Source organism: Nocardia xishanensis NBRC 101358, assembly GCF_001613365.1.
GTDB lineage: Bacteria > Actinomycetota > Actinomycetes > Mycobacteriales > Mycobacteriaceae > Nocardia > Nocardia xishanensis.
Window position 1 is genome coordinate 158557 of record NZ_BDCF01000008.1, and the last position, 20057, is coordinate 178613.

The following is a 20057-nucleotide window of genomic DNA, read 5'->3' on the forward strand; positions in this document are numbered from 1 at the left end:
GGACTGCCGCAAGGAGCCCTGCTTCGAACGTCATCGCAGGGCTCCTTCGCGCTGTCACCTCGTCTCGGCGGACGGCGGCTGCCGCGGCGGTCCAGGCGGGAAGCGACACGGCGCGATACTCAAATGCCTTGCACGTAAACGAGTTTGCGTGCGGCAGATGGGCGCGGACTCCCCCGTCCACGCCTGACGAAACAGCGAGCCCCGCCCCGAATCCCGGAGGGGCACCTGACAAACCCTCAGCAGCGCCTTTGCCGCGGCCGGTTCGGTACTGGTGGCTCGCTGCTTGGCAAGGCGACCGCCGAGGAACACGCTGCGAAGGCGTTGACCTGACAAGGGATCAACAGGTCACGTCCACATGGGCTGCCCGAGCGAACGAAACATGCACGTGGTCGTAGTGATTGGCGGTCGGGCTCCCGCGGTTTTCCATATACGACCACCCGCTGCCGTCGTTGTACCGCTGCCGCCAGATCACGTAGGTCACACCGAATCGCTGCTTGTTGGCCAGCACGAAGTCGGCGATCGCGTCGCCGCGCGCGAAATCGGATGTCATGAGATCCAGTGCCAGGCCGGCGCCATGGTCGCCGTCGCCGCGGCCGATGGCGCCGCCGACGTCGGTCAGGCCGAACGTCTTCTTGAGCATGTTGCCCACCTGCGCCACGTGCGGCTGCGTGCCGACCAGTTCCGTCGAACACGGGATCGGAGGTGGCAGGTGCTGTACAGCCACCTTTTCCGAGAGGAATGGCAACTCGGCCGCGATCGCCGCCGGCGCCAGCGGGATTGCCGGTGCCATGGTTGTCGCGGGCGGGTCGGATTCAGCGGTGGACGGCAGCGGATCGACCGCGGCGGCGGGCTGAGCAACCGGGCTCAGCCGGATCGCCATCCACAGCACAACGGCGACCGTCGCCATGACGCCACTCGCGGCCAGGGCGGTGCGCTTCCAGGCTGCGGTCTGTTTGCGATGTTGACCAGGCATGATGTCGGTTACCGGTTACTGTCGGGAAAATGATCACCGATACATTACGAAATGGTCGCGGAATTGTCACGCCGAGCAGGCGAGGTCGGGCGCCGAATCGGTTCGTCGACAACGCATCGTCGCAGGTAGACACCTCCGTGAGACCAAGAACAACTCTTCCTGCGGCCTCCGCATAAGGCGCGTACGCTTATGTGTCTACACCGATCAGTAAGGTGTGCCACCGGTTAGCCGGGAGGTGAATATGCTCAGCACCACCGAGCAGTTCAGCACCGAACGCGCCCCGTGCGGGAAACTGCGGGGCGGGGCTCGCCACCGCGAAGACGACGAGGCCGGCCTGGTCATCGACGATCTGCGTTACGACTGTGGCTGTCGCAAGATTCGACACGAATTCCACGACGGCAGCGTTCGGATCAAAACCATCCGCCACGACGGCAAGGTGCTGACGGACGAGCACAGCGCCGACTTCGAGGCCTGACTGACGACGCCCGGGTGGTGCCACATGACCGCTTCTCACGATGTCGTGATCGTCGGCGGGGGCGGCGCGGGTCTGCGTGCGGCCATCGCCATTGCGCAACACGACCCGCGGTCGAGTATCGCGATCGTTTCCAAGGTCTATCCGATGCGCAGCCACACCGTCTCGGCCGAGGGTGGCGCCGCCGCTGTCGCCGGTCCTGGCGACAGCCTCGACGAGCACGCGTACGACACGGTCTCCGGCAGCGACTGGCTCTGTGACCAAGACGCCGTCGAGGCTTTCGTCGAGGAAGCTCCGCGAGAGCTGCTTCAGCTGGAGCATTGGGGTTGCCCGTGGAGCCGTCGGCCGGACGGGCACATCGCGGTGCGGGCATTCGGCGGCATGAAGAACAACCGCACATGGTTCGCAGCCGACAAGACCGGCTTCCACCTGCTGCACACCCTGTTCCAGACCGCGTTGTCGTATCAGGACATCGTCAGGTACGACGAGTGGTTCGCCACGACATTGCTCGTCGACGACGGCAAAGTGTGCGGAATCGTCGCCATCGAGCTGGCCACCGGACGCGTCGAAACGATTCTCGCCAACGCCGTCATCGTGTGCACCGGTGGCTGCGGCCGGGTGTATCCCTTCACCACCAACGCCAATATCAACACCGGCGACGGTATGGCGTTGGCCTACCGGGCGGGCGCGCCGCTCAAGGACATGGAGTTCGTCCAGTACCACCCGACCGGCCTTCCGTTCACGGGCATCTTGATCACCGAGGCAGCGCGCGCCGAGGGCGGTTGGCTGCTCAACAAGGACGGCTACCGCTACTTACAGGATTACGACCTCGGGACACCATCACCGGAACCGGTGATGCGAAGCATGGAACTCGGGCCGCGCGACCGGCTCTCGCAGGCCTTCGTGCACGAACTCGACAAGGGCCGGACCATCGGCACACCGTACGGACACGTCGTCCACCTCGACTTACGCCACCTCGGTGCGGATCTCATCGACACGAAACTGCCGTTCGTGCGCGAGCTGTGCTCGAAGTACCAAAACATCGACCCGGTCAGGGAACTCATCCCGGTGCGACCGGTCGTCCACTACATGATGGGCGGCATCCATACCGACATCAACGGCGCGACACCCGTCGAGGGCCTGTACGCGGTGGGCGAGACAGCTTGCGTCAGCATCAACGGCGCCAACCGGCTCGGATCGAATTCGCTGCCCGAGTTGCTGGTCTTCGGCGCGCGAGCCGGTCGTGCCGCCGCCGAGTACGCGAGTTCGGCCACGGCCCGCGAGAAGTCGGCGGTCCTCGCGCGCGGACGCGCCGAACAGGACCGGCTGGAACGGGATCTCACGCGACATGCGGAGGGATCCGAACGCATCGCCCACATCCGCACCGAGATGCAAGAGACGCTGGAGACCAGTGCCGGGATCTACCGGGACGGCGACTCCCTCGCCAAGGGAGCCGACAAGGTACGCGAGCTTCGCGATCGATTCGGCAGGGCGGGCCTCGACGACCACAGCCGGGCGTTCAACACCGAACTCGTTGCCGTGCTCGAACTGTCGTGCATGCTCGAGGTGGCGGAATGCATCATCGCCTGCGCGCTGGCGCGGCAGGAATCCCGGGGCGCGCACCAACGGACCGATTTCCCCGCCAGGAACGACGAGCGGTTCCTGGCTCATTCGATGATCCATCGGCAGCCGGACGGTTCGAGCCACGTCTCGTACCTTCCGGTGACGATTACTCGCTGGCCCCCGGGCGAACGCGTATATGGGAGGTGATGGCGATGGCGGACCGAATAACTCTGCAGGTCGCGCGCTATCGACCGGGTCTGGACGACGAACCGGTACCGCAGCTGTACGAGGTTCCGCTACGCAAGGAATGGACGGTGCTCGACGGCCTCAACTACGTCAAGGATTATCTCGACGGGACGGTGTCGTACCGGTGGTCGTGCCGGATGGGCATCTGCGGTAGCTGTGGCATGACCGTCAACGGTGAACCACAACTGAGTTGCGCCACCTTCCTGACCGACTACGCGCCGGGGCCGGTGCGGGTCGAGCCGTTGCGCAATTTCCCGGTGATCCGGGATCTCGTCGTGGAGATCGGCGACTTCATGCACAAGCTGACCGCGGTCAAGCCATGGCTGATCAGGGAGGAGCACCGGCCGCTCGATCTGGGCGAGTACCTGCAAACACCTTCCGAGATGGACGATTACAAGAAGTACAGCATGTGCATCAACTGCATGCTCTGCTACTCGGCCTGTCCCGTCTTCGCGCTCGAGCCGGAGTTCTTGGGTCCGGCGGCGATCGCACTGGGCCAGCGCTACAACCTCGACTCGCGCGATGAGGGAGCCGCGGATCGGCGGGACGTTCTCGCCTCCCCCGAGGGCGTATGGTCCTGCACCTTCGTCGGCGAATGCACCACCGCCTGCCCCAAGGGGGTCGACCCGGCCGGCGCGATCCAACGCTACAAGCTGACGGCGGCCACGCAATCGCTCCGGGATTTCCTCATGCCTTGGCGGGTGCGATGACCACGACGCCCCAGCTGTACCGAAAGCCGGTCTCCACGTTCTGGTGGGCGCGACGGCGCTCCTATCTGCTCTTCGTATTGCGCGAGCTAAGCAGCGTGTTCGTCGCCTGGTTCGTGGTGTATTTCCTGATCCTGATCCATGCGGTCAGTTCCGGAAACGAAGAGTACCAACGGTTTCTGAACTGGAGCGCCAGCTGGTGGGTCGTCGCACTGAACATCATCGCCCTGCTGTTCGTGCTTTTGCACACGGTCACCTGGTTCGACCTCGCGCCCAAGGCGATGGCGGTGCGGGTCCGGAATCGGCGCGTCGCACCGGTCGTGATCGTCGGGCTGCACTACCTGCTCTGGGTTCTGCTGACAGCGGTCGTGCTGTGGGTGGTGCTGCGATGACGAAGAGGAAGTCGCTGGAACCCTTGGCGTGGTTGCTGTTCAGCGTCGGCGGAATGGCGGCTGCGCTGCTCGTACCGGTGCTGTTGTTTCTGTTCGGCCTGGCCTTCCCGCTGGACTGGCTTCCGGCCCCGGACCACGCACACCTGCTCTCGGTGTTGCGTCATCCCGTTACGCGGCTGGTCCTTTTCGGGCTCTGTGCGCTGGCCCTGTTCCATTGGGCGCACCGCTTCCGGTACACGCTGGAGCACGGCTTGCGGCTCGAGCAGTTCAGTTCATCGATAATCCTGATCTGCTACGGCGGCGCCGTCATCGGCTCCGGGACCGCCGCATACCTCCTGCTACGCGTCTAGCCAGCAACCCCTCCGATACAACCACTATGTCCGGTGCGCGACGGTCTCGTCACCGGCTCGGAGCGGTTGGACCGGGACGAAATGCACAGCTGCCCGACGGACCGAGCCCTCGGCCCGTCAAGGCGTGCAGGTGGGCGTTCACCCCAGCGCGGCCTGCATGGCGACACCGTCGACGTAGGAATGCTTTTCCTTGACCGCGCCGTCCTCGATCAAGACGTAATCCGCGAGGTCGACGCATACGCGATTGCCGGTGGCCGAGGTTCCGGTCAGCTGCCATTGCACCACCCAGAAGTCGTCTCCGACGCGCAACGAGATCAGGTGGAATGTCAGGTCGGGCACCAGGGCGAAGGTGCCTGCTGCGGTCTCGCGGATGGCGGCGCGGCCTCGCGCGGGTTCCTGGCCCGAGTGCAGATGGAACACCGAGTCGGCCGTGTGGAGTTCGACGATTCGGTCCGGGTCGCGGTCTGCCCAGCAAGCGTGGTAGCGCTCGAACAATTCGCGTGTGGCGGTGGTCATGATGGACGACTCCGATCGTGGGAGATACTCGGCGAGAAGCGAATTCAGTGTCGCCGGGAGCCGTCCACGGTGGCGACGGGCGCACGCCTCCACTTCGAGCACTTCCGTTGTGCACGCGCACAATGGACGCTAGGTTGACGGCAGTGACCCGGGACACGCACGCCGAGCATCCGCGCCTCCTTCGCGAGCTGCGCGCCGATTTGCCTGCGATCTCCGAGATGGCAACCGCCAGAATCGAACAGGACGACGGGGACTACGACGACGCCGCGCTCGATCATGACGAAGTGGCCACCCTCGTGGCCGACAGCCTCGCCGCATTACTGGATGCCCTCGCCGGGGCTCCGTACTCGCTCGAGCCCGCTCGCCGCGCCGGACGCCTCAAGGCCGAGCGAGGCATTCCGCTGGACAGTTTGCTGCACGCCTTCCGCGTGGTGGGCTTGGCGTTCTGGGAGGTCATCGTCGAGCGGGCCGACGATGCCGACCGCCCCGCTCTGCCCCAGCTGTCCACGCTGATGTGGGCGACCGTCGACGAATACTCCGTCGCGGCGGCCGACACCTACCGGCGCGTAGTCGTCGTCGGCGCCGAACAACCTGATCAACGGTTGCTGCGGGCGCTGCTCGATCCCGGCTTCCCGCCTGCGCAGCGCGCGGAATTGGGCAGAAGGATGCGCCTGCCCGCCCGAGCGACGTTCGTCGTCCTGGTCGGCGACCTTCGTCTCGTCGCGACCGGAGTCACCACCGTCCGCACCGTTCTCTCCGACGAACGAGTAACCCTGGCGGCCGCGGTCTCGCCGGTCACGCTCGCCCGCGCGCTGCACGCCGTGCGAACGCGAGCCGGAGCGAGCAAGCCGTTCGCCGACCTCGTAGCCACGCCTACCGCGCTCGACCAGGCACGCCTCGCATTCCGCTGCCTGAGCCCGGCGGACACCGGAATCCACACGTATGCCTCGTCACCGGCGCGTGCTCTGATCGCGGCGAACCCCGGCCTCGCCGCGGACGTCCTCTCGGATGCGCTCGCCGCGTTCGATCGACTGCGTCCCGACGACGCCGATGCTCTCCTGGAGACCGCCCTGGCCTGGTACGAGCTCGGCGGCTCGACGTCGGCGGTCGGCGAGCGCCTTCACCTGCACCGCAATACGGTCCTGCACCGCCTCGAGCGAATAGAGCGGCTGACCGGTGCGATCTTCGCGATGCCTGCCGACGCGGCGCTGCTGTACCTGGCGCTGCAAACACGGCTGCTCCAGGCTCCCGGCGACAGGTCCTGACCCGGCCACGACAGTCGATTCGCCCACCAGCGCCGAGTCTGTTACAGACGTCCTGCGATATCCGACCTTCTTATCGAGATGGCCGCCGCGTACCCACCTGGAGACGTACGGCGCGGACCGCCCGCCGAGTAACGGGTGCTCAGCGGGCCGATGGCAGTGACGCTTGCAAATGCTCGTCGAGTACACGGGCGATGATCGGCAGCACGTGTCGTGAGGTCAATTCGTCGTGGGTGACTTCGACGTCGTAGTTGACGACTTCGCCGGTCACATAGGGCTCCCAGCCGACCGGACCGAAGATGTCGGAAGTATCTACCGTGGCACTGAAATACACCATGTCACCGTCGAATACGGGACGCCGGTAGCCCGCTCGGATCCGCGCCGCCGTGTTGGACGACCGGGTGATCCGCTCGAGGGCGTCCGCGTCGACCAGCGAAGCGCCACCCAGCCGGGTACGGATCAGATCGGCGGCCTCCTGAGCGGACGCGTCGGCGGGCACATCACGGATACCGAAGATCGGGCCGAAGGCGTTGACGAAAGCACCGACGGACAGCTGTTCGATGCTGTCACCGTCGAGGTCGGCGCAGTCGGCGTCGAGCAACGCGAGGACGCCGACCGTGGCACCGGCGTTCTCGAGCTTCGTCGCGATCGCATGCGCGACGAGTCCGCCGAACGACCAGCCGAGGAGGTGGTACGGCCCTGCTGGCTGCACGGCGCGGATTTCGCGGATGCACCGATCAGCCAGCTCCTCGATCGAGCGTGCCGGTGCTTCGGAACCCCCGAGGTCCGGAGCTTGCAGTCCATAGATCGGCCTGCCAGGGGCCAGTTCATCGGCGAATCCCAAGTAGCTCCAAGACACTCCGGAGGACGGATGGATGCAGAACAGCGCGGGTTCGGCGCCGCCGAGCCGGATCGGCAACACCACGTCGAGCGCAGGTCCTCGGTCGGCCGGCAGCTCGTCGTGCGGCGACACCACGCGTGCGGTGTCGGCGAGCGACTCGATCAGCACATGCATATCGTGTCCCTTGAGGCCACCCTGGCAACCAGGCAGCGACTTCAACGATAACGCCGAAGCGCTCGTCGGCACAGACCCTCGACAGGAAGCGGCGACCATCGGCGCGATGACGTTCTTACGGTCAGCACCCCTCGTCCGGCAGTTGCCTCCCAGGACAGGTAGCGCAACTACCGGGATGTTCTGCGCCGAGACATCGACGATCGAGAGCGAACGACAGGAATTGTCGGCATTTGGATATTTGTTCGAAGGTGAACTGGGGTCGCCGATCGGCGAGTGCACTGATAGTTGCGTGCGGCAACTATCAGGATTTCGGTCTGCGGGCGCCGACCCGCGATGCGGAAGCCGTCGCGGGGTCTCGTGTCACGGTGTCGAGGACGATGGGCAGGGTTTCGCTGAGATCTTTTGCAGCACTTCCGTGTTCACAGCGCCACGTCACCGTCGACGACGCGGGAACGTGCCAGTACCTCCACGAACGCGCGGATCCCCGCCAGCGTATGCGCGGGCAGCATGATGTCGCAGAACGGCAACGCTGCCGCCATCGCGCCGGTGGCGGGCTGGAATCGGGGTTCGCCCGCGCGGGGATTGAGCCAGATGACGCGCCACGCGCGGCGCCGGATCCTGGCCATCGCGCGGGCGAGGACGTCCGGGGGGTCGCTGTCCCAGCCGTCCGACGCGATGACGACGACGGCGCCGCGCACCGCGTTGCCGTAGGGGGTCGCGAGCAGCGCGGCGAAGCATTGCCCGATGTGTGTGCCTCCGTAGCGGTCGACGACCTTGTCGTTCGCTCTGGCCAGCGCGACATCCGTCGAACGGTGCGCGAGCACCGAGGTCAGCCGGGTGAGCGAGGTGGAGAAGGCGAACACCTCCGGTCGATCGGGCGAACGGCGCTGCATCGCGGCCCGCATCAGGTGCAGGTAGATCGTCGAGTACGGCTGCATCGAGCGGCTGACGTCGCAGATCATGACGATCCGGCGCGGCCTGCGACGGGGACGGGTGCGGACCAGCACCGCGGGCTCCCAACCGGTGCGGCGGGAGTTGTGCATCGTCGCCCGGAAGTCGATCCGCTTACCGTGCGGGTGGGTTTCGTAGCGCCTGCTGCTGCGCTGAGGCCAGCGCGCCGACGCCTGCTTCAGCCAGGCGACGAGTACCCGTAGATCCTCCGGGTCGAAGCGGGCGAACGGTTCCTGTTCCCGTGCCGCGAACCGGCTCGGCATTACGTCGGGCAGCGCGACGCACTCGTCGCCGGATCGGTCGGCGCCGGTCGCCGATTGCAGTGTCGCCCAAGGGACATCACCGCCTTGTCGAGCCTGGCCTCCACCGCCCATCCCCTCTGGCGACGCACGTTCCGCCGGTAGTGCGTGCGTCTGGCTCGGCGGGTCGACGCCCAGTGACGCGTCGTCGAAGACCATCGCGAACACCGCGTCGAAAGCGGCGAGATCCTGCACGCGGTCGACGAGTGTGAGCCGCATAGCCCAGTACAGTTCGGTGCGCGATCGCGGCGCCATGCGCCGCAAAGCCTGCACGAACAGCGCGGGCCCGCTCGGCGCCACCTCGACGCCACCGCGCCGCAGCCGCGCGACCACGGCGACGGCGAACGCGGCCAGATCCACGCCGCGCAGCATTACCGCTCGCGTCATCGGTTCGCGCGTATCCGCCTGAGTACCAGAATGATCGCGAGCACCGCCGCGAGCACGAACCCGATCGCGGGCGCGTACTTCTTGATCATCGCGGGCCCGACGAGATCGACGAGATCGAGCGGCGCGGGCTCGGGTTCCGCGACCAGTTGCGGCCGCGCCGCGCCGCTGTCCGGCGCGGCCACCGCCACGGCCGAATCACTCTCCGCGAGTTTCGCTTCCAGAGACGCGACGAATTGACCGATCATCTTCTCGGACACCTGCTGCAGCATCCCGCTGCCGAACTGGGCGAGCTTGCCGACGATCTTGAGGTCGGTGTCCACGACGACCCGGGTCTTGTCGCCGTCCTCGCGCAGTCGCGTGGTGATGGTCGCCGCCGCGTTGCCGGATCCGCGGGTATCCCGTCCGCGGCCGTTGATGACAGCGCGATGGTCGTGTTCGTCGCGCTCGACGAAGTTCGCTTTCCCGGTGAATTCGCTTGTCACCGGGCCGACTTTGACCTTCAGCTTGCCGAGAAAGTCGTCGCCCTCCCAGCCGACCATCTGTGCGCCGGGCAGCAGCGGCACCACCTGTTCGAGATCGGACAGTACCTCCCATGCCTGTTCGACGGGGGCGTTGACGGTGAACTCATTGGCGATCTTCATCGGAGTGTCCTCCTCATCCGGTGGCCAGGTCTTGGGTGTATTCGATGAATGCCTCGTGCAAGGCGGCGCGGTCGTCAGTCGTCTTCGCCAGTGCGCTCAGCGCGGCGATCGCCTCCGGCGCGGTGAGATCGGCGACGTCGAGCGTCGCCAACGCCGCGATCCAGTCGATGGTCTCGGCGACGCCGGGCGGCTTGTCGAGATCCAGATCGCGAGCGCGGCCGACGAATTGGGTGGCGTGCTCGATCAGCGCGTCGGTCGCCCCCGGCACCGTGCGCCGCACGATCGCCACCGCGCGGGCCGGTTCCGGGTAATCGATCCAGTGGTAGAGGCAGCGCCGCCGCAGCGCGTCGTGCAGGTCGCGGCTTCGGTTCGAGGTCAGCACCGCGAGCGGCGGGTGCTCGGCGACGAAAGTCCCGAGTTCAGGGACGGTCACCGTGGCCTCACCGAGGAATTCGAGCAGCAGCGCCTCGAATTCGTCATCGGCACGGTCGATTTCGTCGACGAGCAGTACCGGAGGCGTCGGACCGCGATAGCGCACACAGCGCAGGATCGGGCGGTCGACCAGGTATGCCTCGGTGAACAGGTCGGCTTCGGTGAGGTCCGCGCCGCGCGCCTCGGCGAGCCGGATGCTGAGCAGCTGACGTTGGTAATTCCAGTCGTACAGCGCTTCGCTCACGGTGAGGCCCTCGTAGCACTGGAGGCGGACCAGCGGCGCGCCAAGGACGGTGGCCAGTGTTTTCGCCGCCGTCGTCTTGCCGACGCCGGGTTCGCCTTCCAGCAGCAGCGGCCGGCCCAACGTGGTGGCGAGGTAGAAGGCGGCCGCCGTCCCGGTGTCGAGCAGGTAGTCGTCGGCGTCGAATCGCCGGACCACCTCTTCGATGTCATCGAACGGGGGCATCATGGCGGGGTCGAGGCGCGCAGGCGCTCGTAGTCGTCCCAGGTGTCGACGTCCAAGGGCGTCGGTGCGTCGACGTCGAGCCGCGACACCGCGACGCGGCCCGACTCGATGATCTTCCACACGCCCTTGTCGCCGTGCAATCGGGCCAGCTCGCCGAATACGCCGCGGCTCAACCAGAATGGATGCCCGATGCCGTCGCGATAGCGGCAGACCGTGATCTCGGCGGCCGTTCCCTCGGCGATCAGCCGGTCGACGGTCGCCGCCGACAGCCCCGGTTGATCACCGAGCAGCAACACGATCCCCGCGGCCAGGGGATCCACCGAGTTCAGGGCCGTGCGCAGCGAGGACGAACAGCCCGAACCGAAGTCCTCGGCCATCACCACCTCCACTCCGGTGAGATCGACCTGCTCCCGAACCGCCGCCGCCGAGCCGCCGAGTGTGACGATGACCTGATCGAACGCGCAGGATCGCACGACGTCGAGCGTTGCGCCGAGAACCGTCGTATCCCGGTACGGCAGTAGCTGTTTCGCGGTGCCCAGACGCCGTGAGCCGCCCGCGGCGAGGACGACTCCGGTGACGAATTCGGTTGTCATGAGCCCGCCTTCGTCGCCGCGAAGGACTTGCGGCAGCCGGGGCCGCAGAACCAGTAGTCGACCTGGTCGACGGTCAGATGTGGTGTGTCCGGCCCGACGGTCACGGTCATACCGCACACCGGATCGAGAGCCTCGAAGACGACGCTCGCCGGGCGGGCCGGGACGGCCAAACCACCCTTGCGGATCGCCTGGATCACCTCCGCGACGATCGAGACGGCTATCTCCGCGGACGTCTTCGCGCCGATCGGCAGTCCCACCGGGGTGCGCACCCGAGCACGCTCGGCGTCGGTCAGTTCGAGTTCGTCGAGAATCGACGCACCCCGAATCTTGCTGGCAACCAACCCGATATACCCCACACCCGCATCGAGCGCGATGCGGATCAGCTCGGCTTCCGGGCCGCCGTGGCTGGCGATCACAATCGCCGTGGTGTCGGCGGGCGACTCCAGCGCGTCGTCTCCGGCGCCGCTGCGCCGCACCGCGAATCCCACTAGCTCGCACAGGTCCGCCAAGGCTTCCGCGATCGGCGTCGCGCCGCAGATCTGCACCAGCGGCGGCGGGATCTGCGGCTCGAGGAATATCTCCAGCGCGCCGCCGGACAGACACGGATTCACCACCACCGCCGCGCCGGGTGCCTCGGGAAAGTGCAGATCGCCGTCGGGCAGCACCCGCAGCAGCACACTCTCGTTCGACTGCAGTGCGCCAAGCGCCGCCTTGCGGACCGAGTTCTGCGCACACTGACCGCCGACGAATCCTTCGATGGTCCCGTCCTGCAACAAGATCGCCTCGTCCCCGGCGTGCGCCGAGGTTGGCTGCTGCGCGCGCACGACGGTCGCGTGCACGAACGGCGTCCTGGCGCGCACCAGCTGCTGTGCGCGCTCGGTCATCTTCATCGACGATTCCATCGCTCGCACCCGCTCAGATGGGCGGTCTGGCCCTGCCCTGCATCGCGTCCCACACTCGCGACGGCGTCAGCGGCATGTCCGCGTGCCGAACGCCGTACGGCGCCAACGCATCCACTACCGCGTTGACCACCGCGGCGGGCGATCCGACCGTGGCCGACTCGCCGATGCCTTTCGCGCCGATCGGGTGGTGCGGCGACGGCGTGACCGTGAACCCGGTCTCGAAATGCGGGACCTCGAGCGCGGTCGGGATGAGGTAGTCCATCAGCGATCCGCTGAGGCAGTTGCCGTCCTCGTCGAAGGCGATGATCTCCAGCAACGCCATGCCGATGCCGTCGGTGATGCCACCGTGCACTTGGCCTTCGATGATCATCGGATTGATCCGGGTTCCGCAGTCGTCGACGGCGAGGAAGCGCCTGACCTTCACCACGGCCGTTCCCGGGTCGACGTCGACGACGCAGAAGTACGCACCGTAGGGGTAGGTGAGATTCTCCGGGTTGTAGCAGATCTGCGCGTCGAGGCCGCCCTCGATACCCTCGGGCAGATCACCGGCCCCGTGCGCCCGCATCGCGATCTGCTGGATCGTCACGGCGGCGCCCGGATCACCCTTGACGTGGAACGAGCCCTTCTCCCACTCGAGGTCGGCGACGGAGACCTCCAGCATGCCGGAGGCGATGATGCGCGCCTTGTCGCGCACTTTCCGCGCCACCAGCGCGGCGGCGGCGCCCGAGACCGGTGTCGAACGGCTGCCGTAGGTGCCGAGGCCGAACGGAGTCTGATCGGTGTCACCGTGCACGACCTCGATGTCGTCCGGCGGTATGCCGAGTTCCTCGGCGACGATCTGCGCGAACGTCGTCTCGTGCCCCTGCCCCTGGGTCTGAACGGACAGCCGCACAACGGCTTTGCCTGTCGGATGCACGCGCAGCTCGCACCCGTCGGCCATGCCGAGCCCGAGGATGTCCATATCCTTGCGCGGGCCCGCGCCCACGGCCTCGGTGAAGAAGGCCATCCCGATGCCCATCAACTCGCCGCGGGCACGCCGGTCCCGCTGCTCCTTGCGCAAGGCCTCGTAACCGATCATGTCCATCGCGAGACGCATGGTCTTCTCGTAGTCGCCGGAGTCGTAGACCCAGCCGGTCTTGCTCCTGTACGGGAACTGCTCGGGGCGAAGGAGATTGCGCAGCCGCAGTTCGGCGGGATCCATCTTCAGTTCGTACGCGAGGCAATCCACCAACCGCTCCACGAAGTAGACGGCCTCCGTGATGCGGAACGAGCACGCGTAGGCGACGCCGCCGGGGGCCTTGTTCGTGTAGACCGCGGTCATCTTGCAGTAGGCGGCCTCGATGTCGTAGCTGCCGGTGAAGACGCCGAAGAAGCCGGCCGGATACTTCAGCGGCGCGGCCGTGCCGTTGAAGGCGCCGTGGTCGGCGAGCACCGTCGACCGGATGGCCAGGATCTTGCCGTCGGTGCCGGCGGCGATCTCACCGAGCATGATGTAGTCGCGGGCGAACCCGGTGCTGGTGAGATTCTCGCTGCGATCCTCCATCCACTTCACCGGTTTGCCAAGCAACAGCGATCCGACGATGGCACAAACGTATCCGGGGTAGATGGGCACCTTGTTGCCGAACCCGCCGCCGATATCCGGTGCGATCACCCGGATCTTGTGTTCGGGCAGTCCGGCGACCATCGCGTAGATCGTCCGGTGGGCATGCGGCGCTTGGCTCGTCGACCACAGCGTGAGCTTCCCCGTCACCGGATCGAGATCCGCGACAGCACCGCAGGTCTCCATCGGGGCGGGATGCACTTGCGGATAGACGATCTCCTGCTTCACGACGACGTCGGCGCGCGTGAACACCGCCTCGGTGGCGGCGGCGTCACCGGTCTCCCAGTCGAAGCAGTGGTTGTTTCGCTTGCCTTCGAGATCGTCGCGGATCACCGCGGCATCGGGCGCCAGCGCGGTCCTTGCGTCGATCACCGGATCGAGCATCTCGTACTCGACGTCGATGAGCTCCAGCGCGTCACGCGCGGCGTAGCGATCCTCGGCGACGACGAAAGCCACCTCCTGACCCTGGAACCGGACCTTGTCCGTCGCCAGCACCGCCTGCACATCGTTGGACAGCGTCGGCATCCAGGCCAGTCCCTTCGCGGCGAGATCCGCACCGGTGACGACCGCCTTGACCTTCGGATGGGCCTGTGCCGCGGAGACATCGACGTTCACGATGCGCGCGTGCGCGAACGGGGAGCGCAGGATCGCCAGGTGCAGCATGCCCGGCAGCTGGACGTCGTCAACGAAATTGCCGCGTCCGCGAATGAATCGCGGATCCTCTTTGCGTAGCATCCTGCCGTGACCGCACGGCTTCTGGTCGTTGTCCACACGGTCTTCCGGCCGGGACTCGACTGCGGTCATGATCCACTCCTCGCCGGCGTCGGCGGAGCCGCGGGTTCGGGCTCCACCGCTTCGCCTCGTTGCTTCGCCGCGGCCCACTGGATGGACCGCACGATGGTGGTGTATCCGGTGCAGCGGCAGATCTGGCCCGAGATCGCTTCCCGGATGGTCTGCTCGTCGGGATCCGGATTGCGATCGAGCAGTGCGCGGGCGGTGATCATCATTCCTGGCGTGCAGAATCCGCACTGCAAACCGTGGCACTGCATGAAGCCCTCTTGCACGGGATCGAGGCGGCCGTCCACCTCGAGTCCCTCGACGGTGCGCACCGAACGACCGCCCGCCATGACGGCGAGCATCGTGCACGACTTCACCGGTTCGCCGTCGACCTCGACCACGCAGGTGCCGCAGTTGCTGGTGTCGCAGCCCCAGTGGGTTCCGGTGAGCCGCAATTGGTCTCGAAGAAAGTGCACGAGCAGCGTGCGCGGCTCGACCTCTGCGGTCACCTGCTCGCCGTTGACGGTCATTGTTACCTGCATGGCTAATTCCCTTTCGGCGCCGTTTCGTTCAGTACCCGCTCGACGGCGGTGCGCAGCGCGCGAATCGTCAGTTCGGACGCGAGGTGACGCTTGTAGTCCGCGCTGCCGCGCGCGTCGGAGACCGGCGAGCACGCCGCGCTCGCCCTGCGGCCCGCTTCCGCGAAAACCTCTTCGGTGGGCGGCTTGCCGATGAGCGCGTCCGCCGCGCCCGCGAGCGCCATCGGATCGGGCTCGACCGCCGTCAGGCCGATCCGTGCGGCCGCTATCGTCTCGGCGCCCACCGTCACCGTCGCGCCCGCCGCCGCGATCGCCCAGTCGCCGACCCGTCGCTCCACCTTCATGTAGGCACTGGATGTACGATGCCGCAAGGGAATTCGGATCTCGATCAGAATTTCGTTGCGCGACATGGCGGTTTCGTACGGGCCGACCAGGAAGTCGTCCATCGCGATCTCCCGGTCGCCGGACGGTCCGCGCACCAGGCAGGTGGCGCCCAGGACCGTGCAGACGGTGGTGAGATCCTCGGCGGGGTCGGCCTGACACAGCGAGCCGCCGATGGTGCCGCGGTTGCGCACCACCGGATCGGCGATCACCCGCTCGGCGTCACGGAAGATCGGGCACACCGCGGCGAGGTCGTCGGATTCGAGCAGGTGCCGATGCCGGACCATCGCGCCGATGCGCACCAGGGTGGGATCGGTGACGATGTAGCCCAGCTCGGCGGCCAGGTCGTTGATGTCGATGAGATATTCCGGATTGGCCAGCCGCAGCTTCATCATCGGCAGGAGGCTGTGCCCGCCCGCGATGATGCGCGCCTCCTCCCCCAGCCGGTCCAGCAATCCGATGGCGTGGTCGACGCCCGTCGCGCGCTCGTATTCGAATGGCCCAGGGACTTGCATGTGATCTACCTCACATCTTCGGGAAGAATTCCAGCCTCTGCCGCACAGACGCCCACGTCAAGGCCGGATTAAGGGATCACTTAATTCGTCATTCGCCTGTGCCGTGATGGATCCGTCCGCCGATTCGGGTCAGTGAGCGACCCTGTCCGCCCCAGCGCCGCGCGATGATCTCCGCCGCGATGGACACCGCGGTCTCCTCGGGTGTGCGGCCGCCGAGATCCAGTCCGATCGGGCTGGCGAGCCGGGCGAGTTGTTCGTCGGTGAGGCCGGCCTGCCGCAACCGGGACATGCGCTCGTCGTGCGTGCGGCGCGACCCCATGGCGCCGACATAGCCGATCTCCGGCGCGCGCAGGGCAACTTCCAGCAGTGGAACGTCGAACTTGGGATCGTGGGTCAGCACGCAGACGACAGTCCGCGAATCGACCGCGCCCGCCGCGATCTGCCCGGCGAGGTAGCGGTGCGGCCAGTCGACGACGACCTCGTCGGCGGTCGGGAAGCGGGCGGAGGTCGCGAAGACCGGCCGCGCGTCGCACACCGTCACCCGGTACCCGAGGAACGATCCCTGCTGGGCGACGGCGGCCGCGAAATCGATGGCCCCGAACACCAGCATGCGCGGCTGCCTGGCATGGCTGGCGACGAAGACCGCCATGCCCTCGCCGCGGCGCTGCCCATCGGGGCCGTAGGACAGCACCTCGCTGCGGCCCGCCGCGAGCAGCCCGCGCCCGTCATCGATCACCGCGTCGTCGGCGCGCGCCGATCCGAGCGTGCCGTGCGCGCCGCTCGGCCGGATCAGCAACCGTCGCCCCACCCGGGCGGTGTCAGGATGCTCGATGACAGTCGCGATGGCGACCGGCCGGTCCGCGACGATGTCAGCGGCGACCTCGCCGAGCTCGGGAAACGTCTCCCGCGAGATCGCTTCGACGAAGATGTCGATGATGCCGCCGCAGGTGAGTCCGACGGCGAACGCGTCGTCGTCGGAGAAGCCGTACCGCTCCAGCACCGGACGCCCGGTCCGCATCACGTCGGTGGCGAGATCGTAGACCGCGCCTTCGACGCAGCCGCCGGAAACCGAACCGCCGACCGTCCCGTCCGGCGCGACGACCATAGCCGCGCCGGGCGGTCGCGGAGCCGAACGGAAGGTTCGCACGACCGTCGCGACACCCGCCGTGCCCCCGGCGTTCCACGTTGTCATCAAATCCGTGAGCACGTCCTGCATGATGCGTCCTCCAGGCGCGATGCGACTGTAGGCACTGCGTCCACCACCAAACTAGACTCGGATTGTGACGCCCGCCCAGCTTCGGGCCTACTCGACCGTGGTGCGGCTCGGCTCCGTCCACGCGGCGGCCAGAGAGCTGGGGATGTCCGACGCCGGTGTCTCGTTGCACATCGCTCAGCTACGCAGGGAACTCGACGACCCGCTGTTCGTTCGCGCGGCCGCCGGTCTCGCCTTCACGCCCGGCGGATTGCGGCTGGCCAGCCGGGCGATCGAGATTCTCGGACTGCAACATCAGACCGCTGTCGAGGTGAGCGAAGCGGCGCACGGCAGGCGGCTGCTCCGCATCGCGGCATCGAGTGCCTTCGCCGAACATGCCGCGCCCGGCCTCATCGATCTGTTCGCGGCGCGGGCGAAGGATCTGTCGGTCGAGCTGAGTGTGCATCCCACCAGCCAGTTCCGCAGCCTGATCGAGACACGCGCGGTGGACATCGCACTGGGACCGGCGCCGGATGGCGCCGACACGACCGTCGCCGCCCGGCCATTCCTTAAGTATCAGATCATTTCGGTTGCGCGGCCCGACAGCCCGCTGGCGAGCGCGGCGCCGCATCCGTCGCTGCTGCGGGAACAACAGTGGATGCTGGGTCCCAGCGCGGGCAGCGTGGACGGGCACATCGCGACGATGCTGCGCGAGTTGGCCGTTCCCGAATCACACCAGCGGATCTTCCAGAGCGACGCCGCCGCTCTGGAAGAGGTCCGCCGGGTCGGAGGCATCACCCTGACGATCGGCTTCGCGGTCTCCTTCGACCTCGCGGCCGGTCGGCTGATCCACCTCAAAGGGCCTGGGCTTCAGGTGTCCGACGAGTGGTGCGCCACCACCCTGCCCCCGGATTCCCGTCAGCCCGCGGCGTCGGAACTGTTGCGGTTCATCACCACCCCTCGATGCATTCAGGCGATGATCCGCGGCTCCGGCGTGGGTGTGACCCGTTTCCGGCCGAAAGTGCATGTGACGCTGTGGAGTTGAATTGACGAGCCGCTCAGGCGGCACGGAGGAATCGGCCGGTGCGCCGGTCGCCGAGGATCGGGGCAGCCTTCCCGTTGCCGAATACGTAAGTACCTCCGACGAATACCGCGGTGACGGTGTCGTCATTGCGGTTCACCATCCGTGACATGTTGCCGAAGTACGGCGCCGGATGCTCGGCGTAGGCGTCGAGGCTGCCGTCCAGGCGCGCGGGGTCGACGACGACCGCGTCGGCCCGATCGCCGACGCGCAGGTGCCCGGCTTCCAGTCCGTACCAGTCGGCGAGCTCGCCGGTCACGCGGTGTACCGCGTGCTCTATCGTCATGAAAGGCCTGCCCGCCAGCTCGGCCTCGTACACCCGGCGCAGCAGCCGCAGGCCGAAGTTGTAGAAGGCCATGTTGCGCAGGTGCGCGCCCGCATCCGAAAATCCGAGTTGTATACCAGGATCGGCGGCGAACCGGTTCAGCACATGGGGGCGGTGATTGGAGATCGTGGTGCGCCAGCGCACCTTCCCGCCGTGCTCGACGACCAAGTCCAGGAACGCGTCCACCGGATGCACACCGCCGCGCTCCATTCCGACCTGCCCGAAGGTCTTGCCGATCACCGCCCGATCGGGGCAATCGACGATCTCGGCGTCGAAGAAGTCGCGATGCCACACCCTCGGCCCGTACTTCTTGTCGTAGTCCTTCCGGAACTGCCGCCGGTAGCTTTCGCTGCGCAGCAGCAGGCTGCGCTCCTCCAGCTGGTTCGACAGGTGCAACGCGGCGGCGCCCGAACCGAATTCCTCGAACACGGGCAAGTCGATGCCGTCGGAGTACACCTCGAACGGGACCGGCAGGTGTTGCCAGCGGAAGTCGCCGCCCAGCGCGTTGAGCAACCGTGCGACAACTGGGAAGATGGTGGCGATCGCGGGAATCGCCTTGATATCGGCCGCCGAAAGCAGACTCGTCTTCAGCGGCTTGCGCCAGATCCCCAGCGTGGCGGCCGCCATGGAGACCAGGCTCTGCGGGCGGGCCACGTCAGGGCCGCCCTGGAGGGCGCGCCGGCGTTCGCGCAGGATGGCGTTGAGCCGCTTGCGTTCCCGGCCGGTGGCGAAGGTCGACGGTAGCGTTCGGGACCGGCACAGCTCGCCGTCGAGCTTGTCGAACAGCAATTGCTGGGAGGACATTCCGACGAATCCCGCGTCGAGCGCCTCGACGAGCTTGCGTTCGATCGCCGCCAGTTCGCCTGCCTCGGGCCGCACGTCGTGGCGGGTGGCGCGGTCGAGCCCGAGCTCGGCAGCCCGGATATCCGAATGTCCGAGGAAGCTGGCGATATTCGCGCCCAGCGGTAACCGCTCCAGCGCCTCGACGTACTCGTGGGCGCTGCGCCAGGTCTTGTGATCGGCCACCGCCTCGATGACGTACGGGCGCGGAATCGCCTCCACCCGGCCGAACAGATCCCCCGCCGTCTCCGGGTCGACATGCACCGCCGACAGCGAGCAGGAGCCGAGCAGAACGGTGGTGACACCGTGTCGCACCGACTCCGACAGCGCCGGGTCGAGGAGCACCTCCACGTCGTAGTGGGTGTGGATGTCGACCATGCCGGGGATCACCCACTTGCCATTGGCGTCCACCACAGTGCCGCAACCGGTTTCGTCGAGCGGCTCGGCCGAGACGATCGCCACCCGCCCGTCGCGGATGCCGATGTGACGAATCGACGAGGGGGCGCCGGTTCCGTCGAACCAGCGGCCGCCTTTGATGATGCCGTCGTACATGGGATTTCTCTCCTTACTCCCCTCGTCACGGCCTGCCGTCACCGCACCGGCCGCGCCGCGAATCGGCGTCTCGCCCCGGACGATTCGT

At 67.1% G+C, this 20057-nt stretch carries 20 protein-coding genes; 7 read left to right on the forward strand and 13 right to left on the reverse strand.

The features are described 5' to 3' along the window. Positions 1-337: 337 nt before the first annotated feature. Positions 338-907 carry a VldE C-terminal domain-containing protein gene (locus NX1_RS08760; protein WP_245668399.1) on the reverse strand — a complete coding sequence of 190 codons (570 nt, stop codon included), beginning with the start codon at positions 905-907 and terminating at the stop codon, positions 338-340. 307 nt (positions 908-1214) lie between these two features. Between NX1_RS08760 and NX1_RS08765 the strand changes: the two genes are divergently transcribed. Genes NX1_RS08765 through frdD form a run of 5 tightly spaced genes read left to right on the forward strand, consistent with a single transcriptional unit; the run spans position 1215 to position 4703 of the window. Continuing rightward, positions 1215-1448 carry a fumarate reductase gene (locus tag NX1_RS08765; RefSeq protein WP_068056742.1) on the forward strand — a complete coding sequence of 78 codons (234 nt, stop codon included), beginning with the start codon at positions 1215-1217 and terminating at the stop codon, positions 1446-1448. A 24-nt stretch (positions 1449-1472) separates the two neighbouring features. Continuing rightward, entirely contained in the window at positions 1473-3215 is a 1743-nt protein-coding gene (gene frdA, locus NX1_RS08770) for a fumarate reductase (quinol) flavoprotein subunit (protein ID WP_068056449.1), read from the forward strand. Between the two features lie 5 nt (positions 3216-3220). Further along, positions 3221-3964: a succinate dehydrogenase iron-sulfur subunit gene (sdhB, locus tag NX1_RS08775; protein WP_068056743.1), complete on the forward strand. Its 744-nt coding sequence runs from the start codon at positions 3221-3223 to the stop codon at positions 3962-3964. Then, on the forward strand, positions 3961-4353 hold the full coding sequence (locus tag NX1_RS08780) for a fumarate reductase subunit C (protein ID WP_068056451.1): 393 nt from the start codon (positions 3961-3963) through the stop codon (positions 4351-4353). Before sdhB ends, NX1_RS08780 begins: the two co-directional genes overlap by 4 nt. Continuing rightward, positions 4350-4703, forward strand: coding sequence for a fumarate reductase subunit FrdD (gene frdD, locus NX1_RS08785; protein ID WP_068056453.1), 354 nt, complete (start codon positions 4350-4352; stop codon positions 4701-4703). Before NX1_RS08780 ends, frdD begins: the two co-directional genes overlap by 4 nt. Positions 4704-4841: 138 nt before the next feature. On the opposite strand, the gene NX1_RS08790 is transcribed toward frdD, so the two are convergent. Continuing rightward, positions 4842-5219 carry a nuclear transport factor 2 family protein gene (locus NX1_RS08790; protein ID WP_068056455.1) on the reverse strand — a complete coding sequence of 126 codons (378 nt, stop codon included), beginning with the start codon at positions 5217-5219 and terminating at the stop codon, positions 4842-4844. Between the two features lie 122 nt (positions 5220-5341). Between NX1_RS08790 and NX1_RS08795 the strand changes: the two genes are divergently transcribed. Continuing rightward, the gene (locus NX1_RS08795) at positions 5342-6484 is read left to right on the forward strand and encodes a helix-turn-helix domain-containing protein (protein WP_157119627.1); all 1143 of its coding nucleotides are present in this window, start codon (positions 5342-5344) and stop codon (positions 6482-6484) included. Positions 6485-6623: 139 nt separating this feature from the next. Here NX1_RS08795 and NX1_RS08800 read toward each other — a convergent pair whose 3' ends face one another. The 10 genes from NX1_RS08800 to NX1_RS08845 all read right to left on the reverse strand — a co-directional run bounded on the left by NX1_RS08800 (position 6624) and on the right by NX1_RS08845 (position 17195). Then, on the reverse strand, positions 6624-7490 hold the full coding sequence (locus NX1_RS08800) for an alpha/beta fold hydrolase (protein WP_245668400.1): 867 nt from the start codon (positions 7488-7490) through the stop codon (positions 6624-6626). 425 nt (positions 7491-7915) lie between these two features. After that, a complete protein-coding gene (locus tag NX1_RS08805; RefSeq protein ID WP_068056462.1) occupies positions 7916-9133 on the reverse strand; it encodes a vWA domain-containing protein in 1218 nt (405 codons plus the stop codon). Further along, on the reverse strand, positions 9130-9774 hold the full coding sequence (locus NX1_RS08810) for an SRPBCC family protein (protein WP_068056464.1): 645 nt from the start codon (positions 9772-9774) through the stop codon (positions 9130-9132). The genes NX1_RS08805 and NX1_RS08810 overlap by 4 nt, the downstream gene beginning before the upstream one ends. 13 nt (positions 9775-9787) lie before the next feature. Continuing rightward, positions 9788-10675 carry an AAA family ATPase gene (locus NX1_RS08815; RefSeq protein WP_068056465.1) on the reverse strand — a complete coding sequence of 296 codons (888 nt, stop codon included), beginning with the start codon at positions 10673-10675 and terminating at the stop codon, positions 9788-9790. Next, positions 10672-11265 carry a nucleotidyltransferase family protein gene (locus NX1_RS08820; protein WP_068056468.1) on the reverse strand — a complete coding sequence of 198 codons (594 nt, stop codon included), beginning with the start codon at positions 11263-11265 and terminating at the stop codon, positions 10672-10674. Before NX1_RS08820 ends, NX1_RS08815 begins: the two co-directional genes overlap by 4 nt. Then, entirely contained in the window at positions 11262-12155 is an 894-nt protein-coding gene (locus NX1_RS08825) for an XdhC family protein (RefSeq protein ID WP_068056744.1), read from the reverse strand. The genes NX1_RS08820 and NX1_RS08825 overlap by 4 nt, the downstream gene beginning before the upstream one ends. A gap of 25 nt (positions 12156-12180) precedes the next feature. After that, entirely contained in the window at positions 12181-14571 is a 2391-nt protein-coding gene (locus NX1_RS08830) for an aerobic carbon-monoxide dehydrogenase large subunit (RefSeq protein ID WP_068056470.1), read from the reverse strand. Continuing rightward, on the reverse strand, positions 14568-15086 hold the full coding sequence (locus NX1_RS08835; protein ID WP_068056472.1) for a (2Fe-2S)-binding protein: 519 nt from the start codon (positions 15084-15086) through the stop codon (positions 14568-14570). Before NX1_RS08835 ends, NX1_RS08830 begins: the two co-directional genes overlap by 4 nt. A gap of 2 nt (positions 15087-15088) precedes the next feature. Continuing rightward, positions 15089-15979 (reverse strand): FAD binding domain-containing protein, encoded by an 891-nt coding sequence (locus NX1_RS08840; RefSeq protein WP_068056474.1) that lies wholly within the window; start codon positions 15977-15979, stop codon positions 15089-15091. 88 nt (positions 15980-16067) lie between these two features. Next, positions 16068-17195, reverse strand: coding sequence for an XdhC family protein (locus tag NX1_RS08845; RefSeq protein WP_068056476.1), 1128 nt, complete (start codon positions 17193-17195; stop codon positions 16068-16070). Positions 17196-17259: 64 nt separating this feature from the next. Between NX1_RS08845 and NX1_RS08850 the strand changes: the two genes are divergently transcribed. Further along, positions 17260-18216 (forward strand): LysR family transcriptional regulator, encoded by a 957-nt coding sequence (locus NX1_RS08850; protein ID WP_068056477.1) that lies wholly within the window; start codon positions 17260-17262, stop codon positions 18214-18216. A gap of 13 nt (positions 18217-18229) precedes the next feature. Here the strand turns inward: NX1_RS08850 and NX1_RS08855 are convergent, their stop codons facing one another. Beyond that, a complete protein-coding gene (locus tag NX1_RS08855) occupies positions 18230-19969 on the reverse strand; it encodes an N-acyl-D-amino-acid deacylase family protein (RefSeq protein ID WP_068056479.1) in 1740 nt (579 codons plus the stop codon). Positions 19970-20057: the final 88 nt, after the last annotated feature.

Coding starts and splice junctions, on each gene's coding strand:
- NX1_RS08760 (WP_245668399.1), bottom strand. CDS start 907: ATGGCGACGGTCGCCGTTGTGCTGTGGATGGCGATCCGGCTGAGCCCG.
- NX1_RS08765 (WP_068056742.1), top strand. CDS start 1,215: ATGCTCAGCACCACCGAGCAGTTCAGCACCGAACGCGCCCCGTGCGGG.
- frdA (WP_068056449.1), top strand. CDS start 1,473: ATGACCGCTTCTCACGATGTCGTGATCGTCGGCGGGGGCGGCGCGGGT.
- sdhB (WP_068056743.1), top strand. CDS start 3,221: ATGGCGGACCGAATAACTCTGCAGGTCGCGCGCTATCGACCGGGTCTG.
- NX1_RS08780 (WP_068056451.1), top strand. CDS start 3,961: ATGACCACGACGCCCCAGCTGTACCGAAAGCCGGTCTCCACGTTCTGG.
- frdD (WP_068056453.1), top strand. CDS start 4,350: ATGACGAAGAGGAAGTCGCTGGAACCCTTGGCGTGGTTGCTGTTCAGC.
- NX1_RS08790 (WP_068056455.1), bottom strand. CDS start 5,219: ATGACCACCGCCACACGCGAATTGTTCGAGCGCTACCACGCTTGCTGG.
- NX1_RS08795 (WP_157119627.1), top strand. CDS start 5,342: ATGGACGCTAGGTTGACGGCAGTGACCCGGGACACGCACGCCGAGCAT.
- NX1_RS08805 (WP_068056462.1), bottom strand. CDS start 9,133: ATGACGCGAGCGGTAATGCTGCGCGGCGTGGATCTGGCCGCGTTCGCC.
- NX1_RS08810 (WP_068056464.1), bottom strand. CDS start 9,774: ATGAAGATCGCCAATGAGTTCACCGTCAACGCCCCCGTCGAACAGGCA.
- NX1_RS08815 (WP_068056465.1), bottom strand. CDS start 10,675: ATGATGCCCCCGTTCGATGACATCGAAGAGGTGGTCCGGCGATTCGAC.
- NX1_RS08820 (WP_068056468.1), bottom strand. CDS start 11,265: ATGACAACCGAATTCGTCACCGGAGTCGTCCTCGCCGCGGGCGGCTCA.
- NX1_RS08825 (WP_068056744.1), bottom strand. CDS start 12,155: ATGAAGATGACCGAGCGCGCACAGCAGCTGGTGCGCGCCAGGACGCCG.
- NX1_RS08830 (WP_068056470.1), bottom strand. CDS start 14,571: ATGACCGCAGTCGAGTCCCGGCCGGAAGACCGTGTGGACAACGACCAG.
- NX1_RS08835 (WP_068056472.1), bottom strand. CDS start 15,086: ATGCAGGTAACAATGACCGTCAACGGCGAGCAGGTGACCGCAGAGGTC.
- NX1_RS08840 (WP_068056474.1), bottom strand. CDS start 15,979: ATGCAAGTCCCTGGGCCATTCGAATACGAGCGCGCGACGGGCGTCGAC.
- NX1_RS08845 (WP_068056476.1), bottom strand. CDS start 17,195: ATGCAGGACGTGCTCACGGATTTGATGACAACGTGGAACGCCGGGGGC.
- NX1_RS08855 (WP_068056479.1), bottom strand. CDS start 19,969: ATGTACGACGGCATCATCAAAGGCGGCCGCTGGTTCGACGGAACCGGC.